This is a genomic window from Sulfitobacter sp. HNIBRBA3233, from assembly GCF_040149665.1.
Lineage (GTDB): Bacteria > Pseudomonadota > Alphaproteobacteria > Rhodobacterales > Rhodobacteraceae > Sulfitobacter > Sulfitobacter marinivivus.
This window is the reverse complement of record NZ_JBEFLP010000001.1, coordinates 1,594,295-1,610,253: the sequence shown is the minus strand read 5'-3', so window position 1 is coordinate 1,610,253 and position 15,959 is coordinate 1,594,295. Positions and strand designations below refer to the sequence as shown.

Sequence of the window (15,959 nt, the reverse complement as noted above, 5' to 3'; positions counted from 1 at the left end):
TCATGGGCCCGCAACAGCGTCAGGATGACTGGCCCGCAGCGGCGGGGCGGTCCGATTGCGCGACGCAGGCCGCCGCGCCTTGCGGTAAAGGCGCAGCCCGCTACCATCCCCTTGGCAAACGGGCGGAGGGACTGGAGATGTGTGGACGTATGGCCGTGACGGTGCCGATCGACGCGATGGCGCATGTCTTTGACGCAGCACCGTCGAACGACCTGCCGCAGACGCCCGACTACAACGTGTGTCCGACAACGCAGGTGGCTGTTGTCAGTGGCGGTGCCGATCGCGCCCGCCGGTTGGAGCCGATGCGCTGGGGGCTCATTCCGCACTGGTACACGAAACCCAACGACGGCCCGCTCTTGATCAACGCGCGTGCGGAAACCGTGCTGGAAAAACCGGCATTCAAGTCAGCGGTCCACGACCGGCGCGTTCTGGTCGTGGCAAGCGGGTTCTACGAATGGACCAAGGACAGCGAGGGTGGGCGCGACCCGTGGTATATCACCCGCGAGGATGGCGCGCCGCTGGCTTTCGCCGGGCTCTGGCAGGCGTGGACGGATCCGAAAACCGGCGAGACGTGGCATACCGTGGCGATCCTGACCACGGCGGCGAATGACGCGATGCAGGAAATCCACCACCGCATGCCGGTGATCGTCGAGCAAAAAGACTGCGGGCTTTGGCTGGGGGAGGCCGGGAAGGGGGCCGCCAGACTGATGCGGGCAGCGCCGGAAGACGCGCTGCGCTGGCACCGCGTGGACCGCGCGGTAAATTCCAACCGCGCCTCGGGGCCCGAACTGATCGAGCCCTTCGATCCCGAAAGCTAGGTCGCGCGCCACGCGCAATCCCGGCGACTGCGTGGGGGGCAGCGCCGGGAAAGATCACGAAAAGAGCGGGTGGCCGTCAGTCAGCCGCGACAATAGTGGGCGCGGTGAAATCAAGCTTGCCGATAACAACTGCAGCCGCGCTTTCCGCGGTTGCGGCTTCGTCGCCGGAGAGTGTCAGGTTGTCATCCGTCAGGGCACCTTCTTCACCATGACCCACGGCAGTGCCGCTGTCGTCATTGGCGGCGCCTTTGACGGAGAGTTTGAATTCGCTGGACATCTCGCTGCTGACGGTGACCGTGAGGCTCCCGCCGTCCATGATGTTTTCGGTGTCCCAGCTTTTGTCCGTGGCCGCGATGTTGCGCGGCAGGCCGGACATGTTCACGAATGTGACGGTGTCACCCGGCTGGACAAAGGTTACTTCCGGGAAGAACGCGTTCTCCATCATGAGGATGTCGAAGTTTTCGGATACGGCCGGACCGGCCGCGCAGGTCAGAAAGGCGGCCGCAAAAGCTGCGCGCGCGCGATATGTGTTAAGCATTTGATGCTCCTTCGTGTCGGCCCCACCCGGTCACTGAAAGACGTTTCTAGAGTATGAATGTGGCCGAATTTTGACAATCAAGGCAAAATTTTAGCAATCTGAGCGTCACTGAACGCTTTTTGCCTGCGTCTCCAGCCATTCGCAAAACGCGCGCAGGGCGCGGGGCGCGGGGCGGTCGTCGGGCCAGACAAGGAAGTAACTGCCGATGCTTTCGTTTGTCTTGTCCGATGCCAGCTTGAGCTGGCCGCTTTTCAGGTAGGGATCGGCAACGAAGGTCGGCAACAGCGCGATGCCCAGCCCGTGCATCGCCGCCTGCGCCATCGTGGCGAACTGGTCGAACATCATGCCGTGCGGCGGCGCGTCCGCGTGGCCGACGGCCTCCAGCCATCGCGCCCATGCGCGCGGGCGGGTTTCTAGATGCAAGAGCGGATGCGCGAGCATCGCCGCGGGGTCATCAAAGGGCGCACCGTGAAGGTCCGGCGCGCAGACCGGCACGACGATTTCGGGCAAAAGCGGCATGTAGTGCACGCCGGGCCAGTCTTCGTGGCCGAAATGGATCGCCGCATCGAAAGGCGAGGGGCCCAGCGAAAACGGCCGCAGGCGCGTCGAAAGATTCACGGTGACTTCGGGGTGGGCGGCGGAAAAACCAGACAGCCGGGGCGCCAGCCAATGCATCCCGAATGCCGGCAGGATTGCCAGCGTCAGCACGCCTGACTGCCGGTCCGTCCGCGCGTTGATGGAGGCCTGCGCGAGCCTGCCCAGCACCTCGCGGACTTCTCTTACGTAATCCTGTCCGACTTGCGTCAGGACCAGCTGGCGCCCCTGCCGTGCCATCAGCTCGACGCCCAGCTGTTCCTCCAGCGTCTTGATCTGGCGGCTGATCGCGGATTGCGTGAGCGAAAGCTCGGTCGCGGCCTGCGTGGCCGACCCCAGACGCGCGCAAGCCTCGAAGGCGAGAAGGGCGGAAACCGACGGAAGGTATCGACGCGGCGCGATCATGTATTACATAAACTCATATGTTGAGGATCAAGCATCGTTAGAATTTTCCCGCGAAAAATGCAATAAAGACGTCAATCCAAACCGTAATCAGCGTGAAAGGAACTACCATGAACGCCGAAGCCCCTATTTTGAAAGCAAAAGATGCCCCCGACATGGCGGCATTCGAATGGTCCGACCCGCTGCGTCTGAACGACCAGCTGGAAGAAGACGAGCGGATGATCATGGAATCCGCGAAATCCTACGCGCAGGAAAAGCTCCAGCCGCGCGTCATCAAGGCCTATGAGAACGAAGAAACCGATCCGTCGATCTTCCGCGAGATGGGCGAGATGGGCCTTCTGGGCGTTACGGTCCCCGAGGAATACGGCGGGCTGGGTGGCAGCTATGTCTCCTACGGTCTTGTCGCGCGCGAGGTCGAGCGTGTGGACAGTGGCTACCGTTCGATGATGTCGGTGCAGTCGTCCTTGGTCATGTATCCGATCTACGCATACGGCTCCGAGGCGCAGCGCAAGAAATACCTGCCCAAGCTGGCGAGCGGTGAATTCATCGGCTGTTTCGGCCTGACCGAACCCGATGCCGGCTCCGACCCCGCAGGAATGAAAACCCGCGCCGAGAAAACCGCGAACGGCTATAAGATCACCGGATCGAAGATGTGGATTTCGAACGCACCGATCGCGGATGTCTTCGTGGTCTGGGCCAAGTCGGAAGAGCACGGCGGCAAGATCCGCGGCTTTATCCTCGAAAAAGGCATGAAGGGTCTGAGCGCGCCGAAGGTGGGCAACAAGCTGTCGTTGCGCGCGTCGATCACGGGCGAAATCGTCATGGACGGCGTCGAGGTTGGCGAAGAGGCACTGCTGCCGAATGTGCAGGGTCTGAAAGGTCCGTTCGGCTGTCTGAACCGCGCGCGCTACGGCATCAGCTGGGGCGTCATGGGCTCGGCCGAGTTCTGCTGGCACGCTGCGCGCCAGTACGGTCTGGACCGTCACCAGTTCAACAAGCCACTGGCGCAGACGCAGCTGTTCCAGAAGAAACTGGCCGACATGATGACAGAAATCACGCTGGGCCTTCAGGCATCGTTGCAGGTGGGCCGTCTGATGGATCAGGCCAATGCCGCGCCCGAAATGGTGTCGATCGTCAAGCGGAACAATTGTGGCAAGGCGCTGGAGATCGCGCGCCACGCTCGTGACATGCACGGCGGCAACGGCATCTCGGGTGAGTTCCAGGTCATCCGCCACATGATGAACCTCGAGACGGTGAACACCTACGAGGGCACGCACGATGTGCACGCGCTGATCCTCGGCCGTGCCCAGACCGGCCTGCAGGCGTTCTTTTAAGACACAGCCGCATCTGTCGTGACGAACAATCCCGCGCACCGATCTGTGCGCGGGATTTTTTGTTTTCATGGGGGGTGTGATGGGGAGGCGGAAAACCCTGTCGCCGTTGCACCGGAACGTGCAGACCGCAAGGGCCAGACCCGAACGGAAAAGGGCCGCCCCGAAGGGCGGCCCAGTTCGTAACAGTCAAGCGCGAGGCTTACTGATTAATGAAGGCGTTGTTGTTGTTGCCTGTCTGCGCCAGGTTCGCAACGTTCGTGTTGCCGACCTGAGAAACCGCAAACTGGTTTGTATTCCCGGCGACAGTGATGTTGGCGGTGTTGTCATCACCAAACTGCAAGCCGGCGAACATGTTGCCGTCGTCAGTGATTGACGCAGTGAACAGGTTGTTGTTGCCTGACTGGTCGATCGTGCCATTCACCAGCAAAGAACCGGCCGCGTAGCCGCTGAAGGTACCCGTACCGTTGAAATCGCCGTTGATCGACAGTTCCACACCAAACCCGTCTGTGCCATCGCCGTTAAGACCGGATTGGGTGATTGATGCCTGGTTGCTGTTGCCCACGATCGAGATGTCGGAGTAGTTCGTTCCGCCCTGCGTTACGCCGACATTGTTGAAGGCTCCGCCGAGGACAGCAAGATCAACGCTGTTCGCGTCGCCGTCCTGATATATGCCCAGCTGGTTGCTGTCGCCGGTGATCGACAGTGTGCCGACGGTGTTGTTGACGCCTTGTTGCGTCACGCCGAACTGGTTCGAGCCACCCGAAATATCCAGCGTGAGGGAGTTGTTGCCCTTAGCCGCGTTGCCGTTATTAACGTCCTTGAAGCCCTGTTTGAGCGTGCTGGTTTCCGCGCCGCTCAAAGCGGCAAAGCCGGAAAGCGTTCCACGGCCGTTGTCACCGCCGGAGATCGTCACAGTCATGTTGTTGCCCTGCACGCCGCCTGTCACAGCCTGAACGACGGACGAGATCGTGTTGCTTGCGCCCGTCATCGTGATGTCGGCTGTGTTGCCGCCGCCGCCCTTGTGCTTGTCCTGCGAGACAGAGGTAATGACGTTGTCGTCACCGCCGGTTTGCAGGATCGTCAGGGCGTTGCCTGTCGCGCCCACGGCGCCACCAAAGCGGTTTTTCTGTTCGACCTTGCCAACAACGTTGTCATTGGACTGCTGTTCGATGTCAGCGGTGTTACCGTTCGGAGACGAAGCGTACTGCGACAGCTGCGAGAAGCCGTTCAAGCCGATATCGTTGTTGTTCCCCGACTGAAGGATGTTCAAATCGTTGTTCGAATTGCTGGAAGCGGTCTGCTTCATGTTCTGAGTTGCCGAACCTGCTTCGTTGTCCGAACCGCTCTGGACAACCAGTGCGGAGTTCGTACCTGCACCCGTGCCAGTCTGCGTTTGCTTCAGATGTGCTTGGTTGGTGTCGGCAAATGCTGCGCCGGCGGTCAACGCCAAAACGGCGAATGTGCTTGTTGTAAATGTAAGACGCGAAATCATCGTATTTTCCCTTTTATCCATCTCCACCCAACGACCATTCGCGGATGGCGCTGTATCCGTTTCGGACCCAGCCGTGAGATAAAGAAAGGTTAATAAAGATCGTATTCTGCGTCACGATCAAATTTGTCGAGAATGTGGCACCAATTGGGCCGAATGTTGTCTAGCAATCTGAAATAAATGGTTTTCTAGTTCAGGAAACAATGCGTTTCCGGCCCCCTCGGGAAGGATGCGGGTATCAAAAATTCAATTCCTGCGGGAATTTAAGATGTTATTCAATTTATGCGGGAATTCATATTGTCAGGCTTGATTCGTTCAATCCTGAAATACTGCGTGCCGCCGGGCGCCGCTTGGACCCCCGGCAGCATCTTTTTAAGGCTTCAGGCCGGGTCGTCGGGCAGGAACGGGTAATCCGTATATCCTTTTTCGTCTCCGCCATAAAAGGTGTCCGGATCGGGATCATTCAGCGCCGCACCGCGGCGGAACCGTTCGGGCAGGTCCGGATTGGCGATGAAGGGCCGGCCGAACGTCACCGCATGGGCGTGGCCTTCGTCCAGTGCCTTGCGCGCCTTTTCCGCATCATAGCCGCCGTTGCTGATGTAGAACCCGCTGTAGTTGGGGCGCAGCGCGCGGATAACATCGCGCGCGCCATCATTGCCGGGGAATTTCTCGACCACATGCAGATAGGCCAGATTGCGGGCGTCGAGCATTTTGTAGATTTCGGCGAAATGGGTTTCCGGATCACTGTCGGACATATCGTTTGCCTCGCCCAGCGGCGACAGGCGCACACCGATACGCGATGTCGGGAAGACGTCGCTGACGGCATCCAGAACTTCTTCGAGGAAACGCATCCGGTTCTGGACAGTGCCGCCATAAGCGTCGGTCCGGTCGTTGACACCGTCCTGCAGGAATTGGTCGAGCAGGTAACCATTCGCGGCGTGCACCTCGATCCCGTCGAAACCCGCATCCCGTGCGGCCTGTGCGGCCTTGGCGTAATCCGCGACAGTCGCGGCTATTCCGTCGGCATCCAGCGCCACGGGTTTGGAGCAGTCCTCGAACCCGTTCGCGGTGAAGGTCTGGGCGTTTGCCGCCTTGTCCGTCGATGAAACCGGCTGCGCGCCATCGGGCAACAGCGACACGTGGCTGATCCGCCCGACGTGCCACAGCTGGCAATAGATCCGTCCACCATGTGCGTGAACGGTATCGGTAATCTCGCGCCAGCCCTCGACCTGCGCATCGTTATAGATGCCGGGCGTATCAAGATATCCCTTACCCATCGGTGAGATCTGCGTGGCTTCCGTCAGGATCATCCCCGCTGTGGCGCGTTGGGCGTAATATGTTTTGGCCATCGCCGCCGGTGTGCCGTCGGCATTGGCGCGATTGCGCGTCAGCGGCGCCATCAGCACTCGGTTCGGTAGGGTCAGGTCGCCCATATTGATCGGGGTGAACAGGGAAGGGGTAGATGTCATTGGCTCTGGCCTCTTGCGTGGTGTTACAGTCTGTCTCACAACGCTTCGGGGCGGCTGGCGTTCCACGCGCCCCGCGCAAGGCTCCCCTGCGTCCAGCGCCTGACAGGGTGGCGACCCTGCAGAGGCCGCGTGGCACCAACCCGACTGCCGCATTTTCGCATCATTTTCAGGCAGCTCTGTGCAAGGTCGCCGGCAGAGTGATTTCGCGTTTTGTCATTCAGACATTCTTTGCAAGGATAAAATAACGTTCGAGCAACGAAAGGAGTTCCCGTGTCAGCAAGATTTTTGTGCCTATGTGCCATGCTCTGTCTTTCGACACCGGTCGTGGCGGAGGACGGCGATACACCCTGCACCCGCGCCGGCGCCGGTGTGACCTTCTGCGCCGGAGAGGATTTCGACCGCATCGACGCAGGCACGCGCAAAGGAGTGAGCTACTGGCTGCACCACAGCGGCTTCGTGTCGAAGATTCTGGCGGAAAAGAACACCACCAACGCAAGCCGGCATACCATCGAGGCGCGCATCATCGAGATGGTGGATGCACAGGCGGATGCGGGCGGTCGCTCGTTCGAATTTGTCGATCTCGACAGTCGCAGCATCGGCGGCGCGCCCTTCGGGACGCTGATCTACACGGTGCGCGGTGCCAAACAGGCCACCCGCATCCTGCACAGCTATGCCGCGCAGGGCGGGGTGCTGGTGCAGGTCCTCAGCCAGGTTGCGCCCAACAACACCGCCGCCGATGACGTTGCGCTGAAGGCCGCGCATTTCGAGGCGCTGGGCGCGCTGCACCCGGCCAAGACCGACCCGCTTCTGTAAGGGTCAGTCGCGCGGCGCGGGCGCGCCGCCTTCGAAACTGTTGCCTTCCACGTAGTTGCAGGGTGCTTCCTGCATCTCGAGGTGAAGGCCATCGCCCGCGTAGGGATGCGCCCGCGCGAGCTCCTCGTCCACCTCGATCCCCAGACCCGGCGCCTGCGGTGCAGCCACGAACCCGTCCTCGACGCGGATGCTGCCCTTGATCAGCCCGTCATGGAACGGGGTTTCGATGGTTTCGGCCATCAGCAGGTTAGGGATACTGGCGGCCAGATGCAGGTTGGCGGCCCATTCAACGGGGCCCGCGTAGAGATGCGGTGCCATCTGCGCGTTATACACCTCGGCCATTGCGGCGATCTTCTTGACCTCCCAGATGCCGCCCGCACGTCCCAGTGCGGGTTGCAGGATCGTGGCCGCCCCCGCGCGCAGAACCGGGGCGAACTCCGCCTTGGTGGTCAGCCGTTCGCCGGTGGCTATGGGGATGCGCACGGCGCGCGCGACTTTCGCCATCTCCTCGACCGCGTCCGGCGGAATTGGCTCCTCGTACCAGAGCGGCGCAAAGGGCTCCAGAGCCTGCCCCAGCCGGATCGCGCCTGCCGTGGTGAACTGCCCGTGGGTGCCGAACAGCAGATCCGCCCGGTCGCCCACCGCGTCGCGTATCGCTCGGCAGAAGGCCACAGACTGGCTGATGTCGCGCATGCCCGGCATATGCCCGCCGCGCAGGGTATAGGGGCCCGCGGGATCGAATTTGATCGCGGTATAGCCACGCTCAACCGCGTCGAGCGCTGCCTCGGCAGCCATGTCCGCAGAGGTCCAGAACGCATCCAGATCGTGCTGCGGCAGGGGATAGAGATAGGTATAGGCGCGGATACGTTCGTTCATGCATCCGCCCAGCATTGCCCACACCGGACGCTCACGCGCTTTGCCAAGGATGTCCCAGCACGCGATTTCAAGCCCAGAAAACGCCCCCATCACCGTCAGGTCGGGCCGCTGGGTGAAACCCGAGGAATAGGCGCGACGGAACATCAACTCGATGTTTTCGGGATTTTCCCCGGCCATGTGGCGGGCGAATACGTCCTCGATCACGGCCCGCATCGCTACGGGCCCCACCGACGCGGCATAGCATTCCCCCCATCCGGTGATCCCGCAGGCGGTGGTCAGCTTCACCAGAATCCAGTATCGCCCTCCCCATCCCGGTGCAGGCGGCGCGGTTACGATAATTTTGAGATCTTGCAGTTTCATCGTTCTTGCGTCCTCTCGCAGACCTCCGGCGCAGATCGCGTCACGGCACCACTCTGCCGGCCCGGGCGCGCCGGTATCTCCATTTTGCCAGTAAACTCAATCCTGCCGGAGCCGCGAACGACCCCGGCGGCGTGGGGTGCTACCGGTCGAACAGGATCACGTTGCGGCGCGCGCTGCCGGTCTTGGTGTCGGCAATGGCGTCGTTGATCTGCCCCAGCTCCCACGTGCCCGAAATCAGCTCGTCCAGCTTCAACCGGCCCTGGCCGTAGAGATCGACCATCCACGGGATATCGCGCTGGATCACCACGTCGCCCATCTTCGATCCGATCATGCCCTGGCCGACGGCGGCCATGACCACCGGCTCATAGGTCGAGGTATCGCCGGAGTGGGGCATGCCGACCATGATGACGCGGCCGCCGTAGGCAAGATAGCGTGGCGCTGTGTCATAGGCGGGGATCGCCCCCACGGTGACGATCACGGCATCTGCCCCGCGCCCCATCGCGCGCTTTGCCTGCGACCACGGCTTCGCCTCCGAGGCGAGGATGCCGTCGGTCGCACCGAATTCCTTGGCGACGGCGAGCTTTTCCTCGCTCATGTCCACGGCGACGATGCGCCGCGCGCCCGCGATCCGCGCCCCTTGGATCGCATTCAGCCCGACACCGCCCGCGCCGATCACGACAACGTCCTGACCCGCGCGCAGACCGGCCGCGTTCACCACTGCACCGACCCCCGTGATCACGCCGCAGGCAATCAGCGCGGCCGACGCCTTGGGGATATCCTCGCCGATCTTGACCACCTGCCGCTGGTCCACGACCACCGCCTCGGCAAATGCACCGCAGGCCATCGCCTGGTGCAGCTTGCCCCCGTCGGCGGTCTTGATCGGGCCCTTGTCACCGTCATATGGCGTCTCGCACAGGGTGGGCGCGCCGCCCGCGCAGGACGGGCAGGTGCCGCAGGACCGGATGAGCGTGACCACCACGCTGTCGCCCTCGCTCAGCCCGTTCACCCCGTCGCCCACGGCGCTTACACGGCCCGCGGCCTCGTGCCCGTAGACAGCGGGCAGCGATCCGCCCCAGGCCCCTTCGGCAAAAGAGATGTCGGAATGGCAGATCGCCACCGCATCAAGGGTCACTTCGACTTCGCCCGCCTGTGGCGCACGGATCTGGATGTCTTCGATCTTGAGCGGATCGCCGAAGCTGTGACAGACAGCGGCCTTGATGGTTTTCATACGATATAGTCCCGTCGGAATGGTGAGTTTCGCCGAGGGTTGCGCAGTTCCGCGCCCCCGGCAACCCCTTTTCCCCTGGCCGGTCAGGGTGCTGTCGCTGACGTAACGTCAGGCGCGGCGGCGCGCGGTGCCCAGCACCACGCCCAGCCCCGCGATACTGAGCGCGGCCGCCAGCAGGAAAGGGGCGCCCGGCAGGTAGACCGGCGCGCCGGTTTCCGTGAAACGGGCGAAAGTCCAGGTCATCACAAGCGGCGACAGGATCATCGCGAGGGCGGACGCCGACGTGAGCGCGCCCTGCAATTCCCCCTGCGCGTCATCCCCCACACGGGCCGACATCATGCCTTGCAACGCGGGCGGGATGATGCCGCCGAAGGCCGCCAGCGGCGTCAGGATCAGGACCCACAGACCCGAGGGGATCACCGCGATGGCCGCAAGGCTGACGATGCTGAAGCCATGACCGGCGATGACCGTGCCACGCTCGCCCAACGCCGCGAGCACGGGGCGGATCAGCCCGCCCTGAATGACCGCCATCATCATCCCGAACAGGGCCAGTGACAGGCCGATCGTGGCCGGCGTCCAGTCAAAACGGGCGATGCCAAAATAGGACCAGACCGCGGGATAGACGGCGAATTGGACGTAGTAGATGAAATAGACCAGCAGGAGGGTGCGCAGCCCCGGCAAACGCCCGAGGCTTTTCAGCGCCCCCAGCGGGTTCGACCGGGCCCAGCTGAAGGGGCGTCTGATGCTGTCGGTCACGGTCTCGTGCAGGACCAGCCAGCCGAAGGCGGCATTCGACAGGGCCAGTGCCGCCGCCAGCCAGAACGGCGCGCGGGTGCCCAGTTCGGCCACCAGCCCGCCCAGCAGGGGGCCCAGCACGAAGCCCGCGCCAAAGGCCGCCCCCACGAGGCCAAAGCGCGCCGCGCGTTCTTCGGGGCGCGAGATATCGGCCATATAGGCCGTCGCGGTGGACTGTGTCGCTGCTGTGATGCCGCCGATCACGCGCCCCAGCAGCAACAGCCAGAGCGTACTGGCCACCGCCATCAGGACATAGTCGAGCGCCATGACCACCAGAGCCACCAGCAAGACCGGCCTGCGCCCGTAGCTGTCCGACACCCCGCCCACCACGGGGCCGAAAAGGAACTGCATCACCGCAAAGGTCGTCGACAGGATGCCGCCCCAGATCGCCGCTTCGGCCAATGTGCCGCCGCCCACGTCGCGGATGAGATCGGGCATAACAGGCACGATCAACCCGATCCCCATGGCATCGATCATGACGGTCAGCAGGATGAAGATGACCGGCAGACGATGCGGGTCGGGCCTGTCTTCGTCAGTCGCCGTCACAGAGCGCGGGCACGGGACGCGAAGGCGCGGGCCTCGACCGGGGCCTCGCCCAGTGCGCGGGCGGGATCGAAAAGCCCTTCCGGAAGGTCGGGATATTCGGCACGGGCCAGCGTCTCCAGCGGGGCACCTTGTTCCTGTGCGGCACGGCACAGCGCCTTGGTAACCCTCTGGGCTTCGGGGCGTGGCAGGGTGGAGGTCAGCGCAAAGCTCAGCGCTTCGGCGTGAATCATGCCACCGCTGCGCGCGAGCGTGTCGGCCATACGCGCGGGATCGGGGGCCAGCCCTTCGGTCAGGTGTTTCGCAACCTCCAGCGCTGACGCGGTCCCAAGGCAGAGTTGCGGCAGGACCATCCATTCGGTAAACCACGCGGCCCCGTCGCGCTGGTGCAGGTGCTGCGTCGCGGGGCCCAGCGCGGCGCGCATCGCGGTCGCGTGGTGCCCCAGCGCCTGAAGAACGCTCGGTCCCACGGGATTTTGCTTTTGCGGCATGGTCGATGATGCGCCGGCGGCGCCCAGACGCACCTCGCCCAGATCGGAGGCGGCCAGTTCGATCAGCGTGGCGCCCATCTGCGCCATCACCGCCGATACCTGCGCCAGCCAGTCGGCAATCCGCAGAAGCGGCCCGCGATCGGTGTGCCAGCTGCGCCCCGGATCGCCCAGGCCCAGCCCCTCGGCCAGCGCCGCGCGGGTCGCCGCCGGGTCCGCACCCAGTTCCGCGGCAGTGCCAGCCGCCCCGCTGAGCGACACCAGCAACGCGCCGGACCGAAGCTGCGGCAGCGCTTCGAGCAGGTCGACCAGCGGCTGTCCCCAGCTTGCCACCACGGCGCCCCAGCTTGTCGGGGTTGCGTGCTGGCCGTAGGTCCGTGCGGCCATGAGGGTTGTCGCGTGATCTTCGGCCTGTCGGGCCAGATGCTGCACCACGGTGCGCAAATCGCTTTCCAGCAGGCTCAGCAACTGCCGCAGGCGCAGCATCAGACCGGTGTCGATGATGTCCTGGCTGGTCGCGCCCCAGTGGACGTATTGCGCGTGTTCGGGGGCGTTCATCTCGGACCGGAAGGCCGCGACCAGACCCGGCACGCTGACGCCGTTTTCGCCGGTCGCCTGCGCAATCGCGCCGGGGTCGATCGCGATTTCGAGGCTCGCGCGGTGGATGGCGGCGGCGCTGATTTCGGGGATGGTGCCCTGCGCCGCCTGAGCCCGCGCCAACGCGCCTTCCACGATCAGCATGGCCCGTACGGCGGCACTGTCGGAAAAAAGCCGCCCTGCCTCCCCGCTTGGGAAGAGGCGGCTGTAAAGCGGGCTGTCAAAAACGGATGCGGCCATGGGGAAAGCTTTCTTCGGGGGGCGGATTTGCGGTCAGACGTGACCGACGCTCTTGAGAAAATCGCCGATGACGCTGGCGAATTCCTGTGGGTGTTCCACGCAGGGCAGGTGGCCCGCGCGGCGGATAAGGTGGAACTTGGACGCGGGGATCAGCTCCATCGTCTCGCGGACCAGATCGGGAGGCGTCGATCCGTCCTCGTCCCCCGCGATGCCCAGCGCGGGCAGGCGCAACCCGCTGGTGGGCGTATAGAAATCCGTCCCCGAAATCGCCGCCGAGCAGCCCGCGTACCCGTCGGCGGCCTGCTGGACCAGCATGTTGCGCCAAAGCTCAAGCTCGGGCTTGGCGCGGAACTGTTTGGAAAACCAGCGCTCCATCACCGCATCCGCGAGGTGTTCGATGCCGTGTTGCTGGACCTGCGCGATGCGCTCGGCCCATAGGTCGGGGTTGCCGATCTTGGCGGCGGTGTTGCTGAGCACGACAGCGCGGATCATGTCGAGCCGTTTGACGGCAAGCCCCTGCGCGATCATGCCGCCAATGGACAGCCCGACGAAGACACAGTCGCGCACGCCCAGATGGTCCAGAAGCCGTTCGCAATCGGTGATGAGCGATCCCATTGTGTAGGGCGCTTTGGGCACGCTCGACAGGCCATGGCCGCGCTTGTCCCAGCGGATGATGCGCAGTCCGGCGGGCAGGTGCGGCAGGATCGGATCCCAAAGGCGCATGTCGGTGCCCAGCGAATTGGCAAAGACCACGGGCGGTGCGTCGTCGGGACCATCGACGCGGTAGTGGATGCGGACATCACCGGTATCGAAGAGTTTCATGCGCGGCTCCTTTGGGTGCGGGATGGGATCGGAAACAATGGCGCCCTAGAGACGGGCAAGGGCGCGGGCGAAGATGTCGGGATCCACGTTCCCGCCAGAGATTGTGACGATCACGTTGTCGCCCGCGATCTCCTGGCTGCGCGACAGGGCTGCGGCCAGCGCGACAGCGCCGCCCGGTTCAGCCACAACCTTGAGCCGCAGGAAGGCCTGCGCCATCGCGTCCAGCGCCTCGTCCTCGGTCACGGCAAGGCCCGGGCCACACAGGCGCTTCAGGATCGGAAAGGTCAGATCGCCGGGCTGGGGGGTGATGATCGCGTCGCAGATGTTGCCCGAGGTGCGCGCGTTGCGCTGGATCTCGCCGGAGGCGAGCGATCGGGCCACGTCCTCGAAACCTTGGGGTTCGGCGGGGCGCACCCGCAGGCCGGGGGCTTCGGCCTCGAGCGCCAGCGCGATCCCGGAGGTGAGACCGCCGCCGCCGCAACAGACGATCACATCCGCCTGATCGATCCCGAGCGCTGCCGCGTCCTCGGCGATCTCCAGACCGCAGGTTCCCTGACCCGCGATGACTTCGGGTTCGTCGAACGGTCTGATCAGGGTCAGGCCACGCTCGGCGCTCAACCGCGCGCCGATCTCTTCGCGGCTCTCGCCCGCGCGGTCGTAGAGCACCACCTCGGCCCCGAAGGCGCGGGTATTGGCGATCTTGAGCGCAGGCGCGTCCGAGGGCATGACGATGACCGACGAAACATTGTGCAGCCGCGCCGCATAGGCCACGCCTTGCGCATGGTTGCCCGAGGAAAAGGCGATCACACCGCGCGCGCGGACGGTCGGCTCCAGCGCGGAAAGCGCCGCATAGGCGCCGCGGAACTTGAAACTGCCGGTGTGTTGCAAGCATTCGGGTTTGACCCAGACGCGCCGGCCCGCGATCTCGTCCAGAAAGGGCGAATTCAGCATGGGCGTGCGCCGGGCATGGCCCTTCAGACGTCCCGCTGCCGCGCGGATCATGTCGATGTTCATTTCATGGCCTCGATCCAGTCGTGCAGAGCCGCAACCGCTTGCGGCTCGTCCAGAAACGGAACGTGACCGCGCCCCGGAACTCTTGCGGTAATCATGTCGGGGTGGCGGTCCTGCATCAGCTTTACCGTTCCTTCGGCCAGCAGGGCGGAATTTTCGCCCCAGATCAGCGCCAGCGGCAGCCCGTCAAGCGCGTCGAAATAGGGCCAGAGGTCTATTTCCTGATCGGCCATCGCCAGCGTGGCATCGCGCAGGTGCGGATCGTATGTGATCTCGAGCCCCGCGTCGGTCTGGCGGTATTGTTTGCGCGCCTCGGCCAGCCAACGCTCATCAGGCACGTCGTCGAAGCCCACGAAGACATGGCGCATGGCGGCGGCCGCCTCTTCGATCGTGCGGGAGGCGGGGTTGCGCCCGATATATTCCTTCAGGAAGGCGACAAAGCCGGGTTCGATCACCGGCCCCACATCGTTCAGGGCCACCCCGAGCAGGCGGTCCTTTGCACCTGCGGCCAGCCCCATCGCGTTGAGCCCGCCGCGCGAGGTGCCGAGGATCGCAACCTTGTCGAGGTCCAGATGCGCCAGAAGTTCGAGCACGTCGCGACATTCGACCGGCAGGATGTAATTCTTCCAGTCAGGATCGAAATCGGACTGCCCGCGCCCTCGGTAGTCCATCTTGATCACGCGGCAGCCCGCCAGATGGGGGGTGACGTAATCGAAATCCTCGGTGGTTCGGGTCAGGCCCGCAAGGCACAGGATCGGGATGCCATCGGCCTTGTCGTCCTCGTAATAGAGGTCGAGACCGTCTGATGTGGTGAAACGGGGCATTCAGGCTCCTGCGAGTTTGGGGATACCGGTGAGATCGGCAAGCGTGTGCGCGGGGGTCCAGGGCAGCCGGTCCACCGGATCCTGCCCGCGATTGACCCACGCGGTGGTAAAGCCGTAGCCGGTCGCGGCGGCGGCATCCCAGCCGTTGGACGACACGAACAGAACCTCGTCACGCGCGCAGCCGAATTCGGCGCCCACAAGGTCGTAGACACGGGCATCGGGTTTGAAGATGCCGACGCTCTCGACCGACAACAGCGCGTCCAGCGTCCCTTCGATGCCCGCCGATTTGACCGCGCCCTGCAGCATGGCGGGCGACCCGTTGGACAGGATCGCGGTGTTCAGACCCGCCGATTTCAGCGTTTCCAGCATTTCGGGGACTTCCGGGTAGGCCCCGAGCTCCCAGTAAAGCTGGAGCAGACGGTCGCGCAGCGCGCCGTTGCCGTGGTGGCCGGTCTTTTCCAGTGCCCAGTCCAGGCCATCCTGGGTCACGCGCCAGAAATCGCAATGGGCATCCGTGACAGCGCGCAGCCAGCTGTATTGCAACTGCTTGAGCCGCCAATGGTCGGCCAGTTGCGGCCAATCCTCGGCAATGGCACTGAAATCGGGTTCCGATGCGGCCTGTCTGGCGGCGGCGGCGACGTCGAAAAGCGTGCCGTAGGCATCGAAAATACAGGTTGTAATGGGCATTTCGCCTCCGATGTGCAGTTTTGTCGCAGAC

General features: G+C 63.9%; 15 protein-coding genes. 3 read left to right on the top strand and 12 right to left on the bottom strand.

What is annotated here, in order from left to right; genetic code table 11:
* Positions 1-137 precede the first annotated feature (137 nt).
* On the top strand, positions 138-818 hold the full coding sequence (locus ABMC89_RS07715) for an SOS response-associated peptidase (RefSeq protein WP_349568561.1): 681 nt from the start codon (positions 138-140) through the stop codon (positions 816-818).
* 76 nt (positions 819-894) lie between these two features.
* Here ABMC89_RS07715 and ABMC89_RS07710 read toward each other — a convergent pair whose 3' ends face one another.
* Complete coding sequence (locus ABMC89_RS07710; protein ID WP_349566845.1) at positions 895-1,356, bottom strand: cupredoxin domain-containing protein; 462 nt, start codon at positions 1,354-1,356, stop codon at positions 895-897.
* A 105-nt stretch (positions 1,357-1,461) separates the two neighbouring features.
* Positions 1,462-2,355: a LysR substrate-binding domain-containing protein gene (locus ABMC89_RS07705; RefSeq protein ID WP_349566843.1), complete on the bottom strand. Its 894-nt coding sequence runs from the start codon at positions 2,353-2,355 to the stop codon at positions 1,462-1,464.
* Between the two features lie 107 nt (positions 2,356-2,462).
* Here ABMC89_RS07705 and ABMC89_RS07700 point away from each other — a divergent pair, with 107 nt between their 5' ends.
* Positions 2,463-3,686: an acyl-CoA dehydrogenase gene (locus ABMC89_RS07700; protein ID WP_349566841.1), complete on the top strand. Its 1,224-nt coding sequence runs from the start codon at positions 2,463-2,465 to the stop codon at positions 3,684-3,686.
* Between the two features lie 199 nt (positions 3,687-3,885).
* Here ABMC89_RS07700 and ABMC89_RS07695 read toward each other — a convergent pair whose 3' ends face one another.
* Together ABMC89_RS07695 and ABMC89_RS07690 are read right to left on the bottom strand one after the other, a co-directional pair.
* Positions 3,886-5,178: an autotransporter outer membrane beta-barrel domain-containing protein gene (locus ABMC89_RS07695; RefSeq protein WP_349566839.1), complete on the bottom strand. Its 1,293-nt coding sequence runs from the start codon at positions 5,176-5,178 to the stop codon at positions 3,886-3,888.
* Between the two features lie 377 nt (positions 5,179-5,555).
* Complete coding sequence (locus tag ABMC89_RS07690) at positions 5,556-6,644, bottom strand: alkene reductase (protein WP_349566837.1); 1,089 nt, start codon at positions 6,642-6,644, stop codon at positions 5,556-5,558.
* A 270-nt stretch (positions 6,645-6,914) separates the two neighbouring features.
* On the opposite strand from ABMC89_RS07690, the gene ABMC89_RS07685 reads away from it, so the two are divergent.
* The gene (locus tag ABMC89_RS07685) at positions 6,915-7,457 is read left to right on the top strand and encodes a hypothetical protein (protein ID WP_349566835.1); all 543 of its coding nucleotides are present in this window, start codon (positions 6,915-6,917) and stop codon (positions 7,455-7,457) included.
* A gap of 3 nt (positions 7,458-7,460) precedes the next feature.
* Here ABMC89_RS07685 and ABMC89_RS07680 read toward each other — a convergent pair whose 3' ends face one another.
* The 8 genes from ABMC89_RS07680 to ABMC89_RS07645 all read right to left on the bottom strand — a co-directional run bounded on the left by ABMC89_RS07680 (position 7,461) and on the right by ABMC89_RS07645 (position 15,928).
* A complete protein-coding gene (locus ABMC89_RS07680) occupies positions 7,461-8,693 on the bottom strand; it encodes a mandelate racemase/muconate lactonizing enzyme family protein (RefSeq protein ID WP_349566833.1) in 1,233 nt (410 codons plus the stop codon).
* A 139-nt stretch (positions 8,694-8,832) separates the two neighbouring features.
* Positions 8,833-9,921: a zinc-binding dehydrogenase gene (locus ABMC89_RS07675; protein WP_349566830.1), complete on the bottom strand. Its 1,089-nt coding sequence runs from the start codon at positions 9,919-9,921 to the stop codon at positions 8,833-8,835.
* A 108-nt stretch (positions 9,922-10,029) separates the two neighbouring features.
* A complete protein-coding gene (locus tag ABMC89_RS07670) occupies positions 10,030-11,262 on the bottom strand; it encodes a TCR/Tet family MFS transporter (RefSeq protein ID WP_349566828.1) in 1,233 nt (410 codons plus the stop codon).
* A complete protein-coding gene (locus ABMC89_RS07665) occupies positions 11,259-12,584 on the bottom strand; it encodes a lyase family protein (RefSeq protein ID WP_349566826.1) in 1,326 nt (441 codons plus the stop codon). Before ABMC89_RS07665 ends, ABMC89_RS07670 begins: the two co-directional genes overlap by 4 nt.
* A 33-nt stretch (positions 12,585-12,617) precedes the next feature.
* Complete coding sequence (gene pcaD / locus ABMC89_RS07660) at positions 12,618-13,406, bottom strand: 3-oxoadipate enol-lactonase (RefSeq protein ID WP_349566824.1); 789 nt, start codon at positions 13,404-13,406, stop codon at positions 12,618-12,620.
* A 45-nt stretch (positions 13,407-13,451) separates the two neighbouring features.
* Positions 13,452-14,420, bottom strand: a complete 969-nt coding sequence (locus ABMC89_RS07655) for a threonine ammonia-lyase (RefSeq protein WP_349566822.1) — start codon at positions 14,418-14,420, stop codon at positions 13,452-13,454.
* Positions 14,417-15,241 (bottom strand): alpha/beta fold hydrolase, encoded by an 825-nt coding sequence (locus ABMC89_RS07650; protein WP_349566820.1) that lies wholly within the window; start codon positions 15,239-15,241, stop codon positions 14,417-14,419. Before ABMC89_RS07650 ends, ABMC89_RS07655 begins: the two co-directional genes overlap by 4 nt.
* Entirely contained in the window at positions 15,242-15,928 is a 687-nt protein-coding gene (locus ABMC89_RS07645; RefSeq protein WP_349566818.1) for a haloacid dehalogenase type II, read from the bottom strand.
* Between the last annotated feature and the right edge of the window lie 31 nt (positions 15,929-15,959).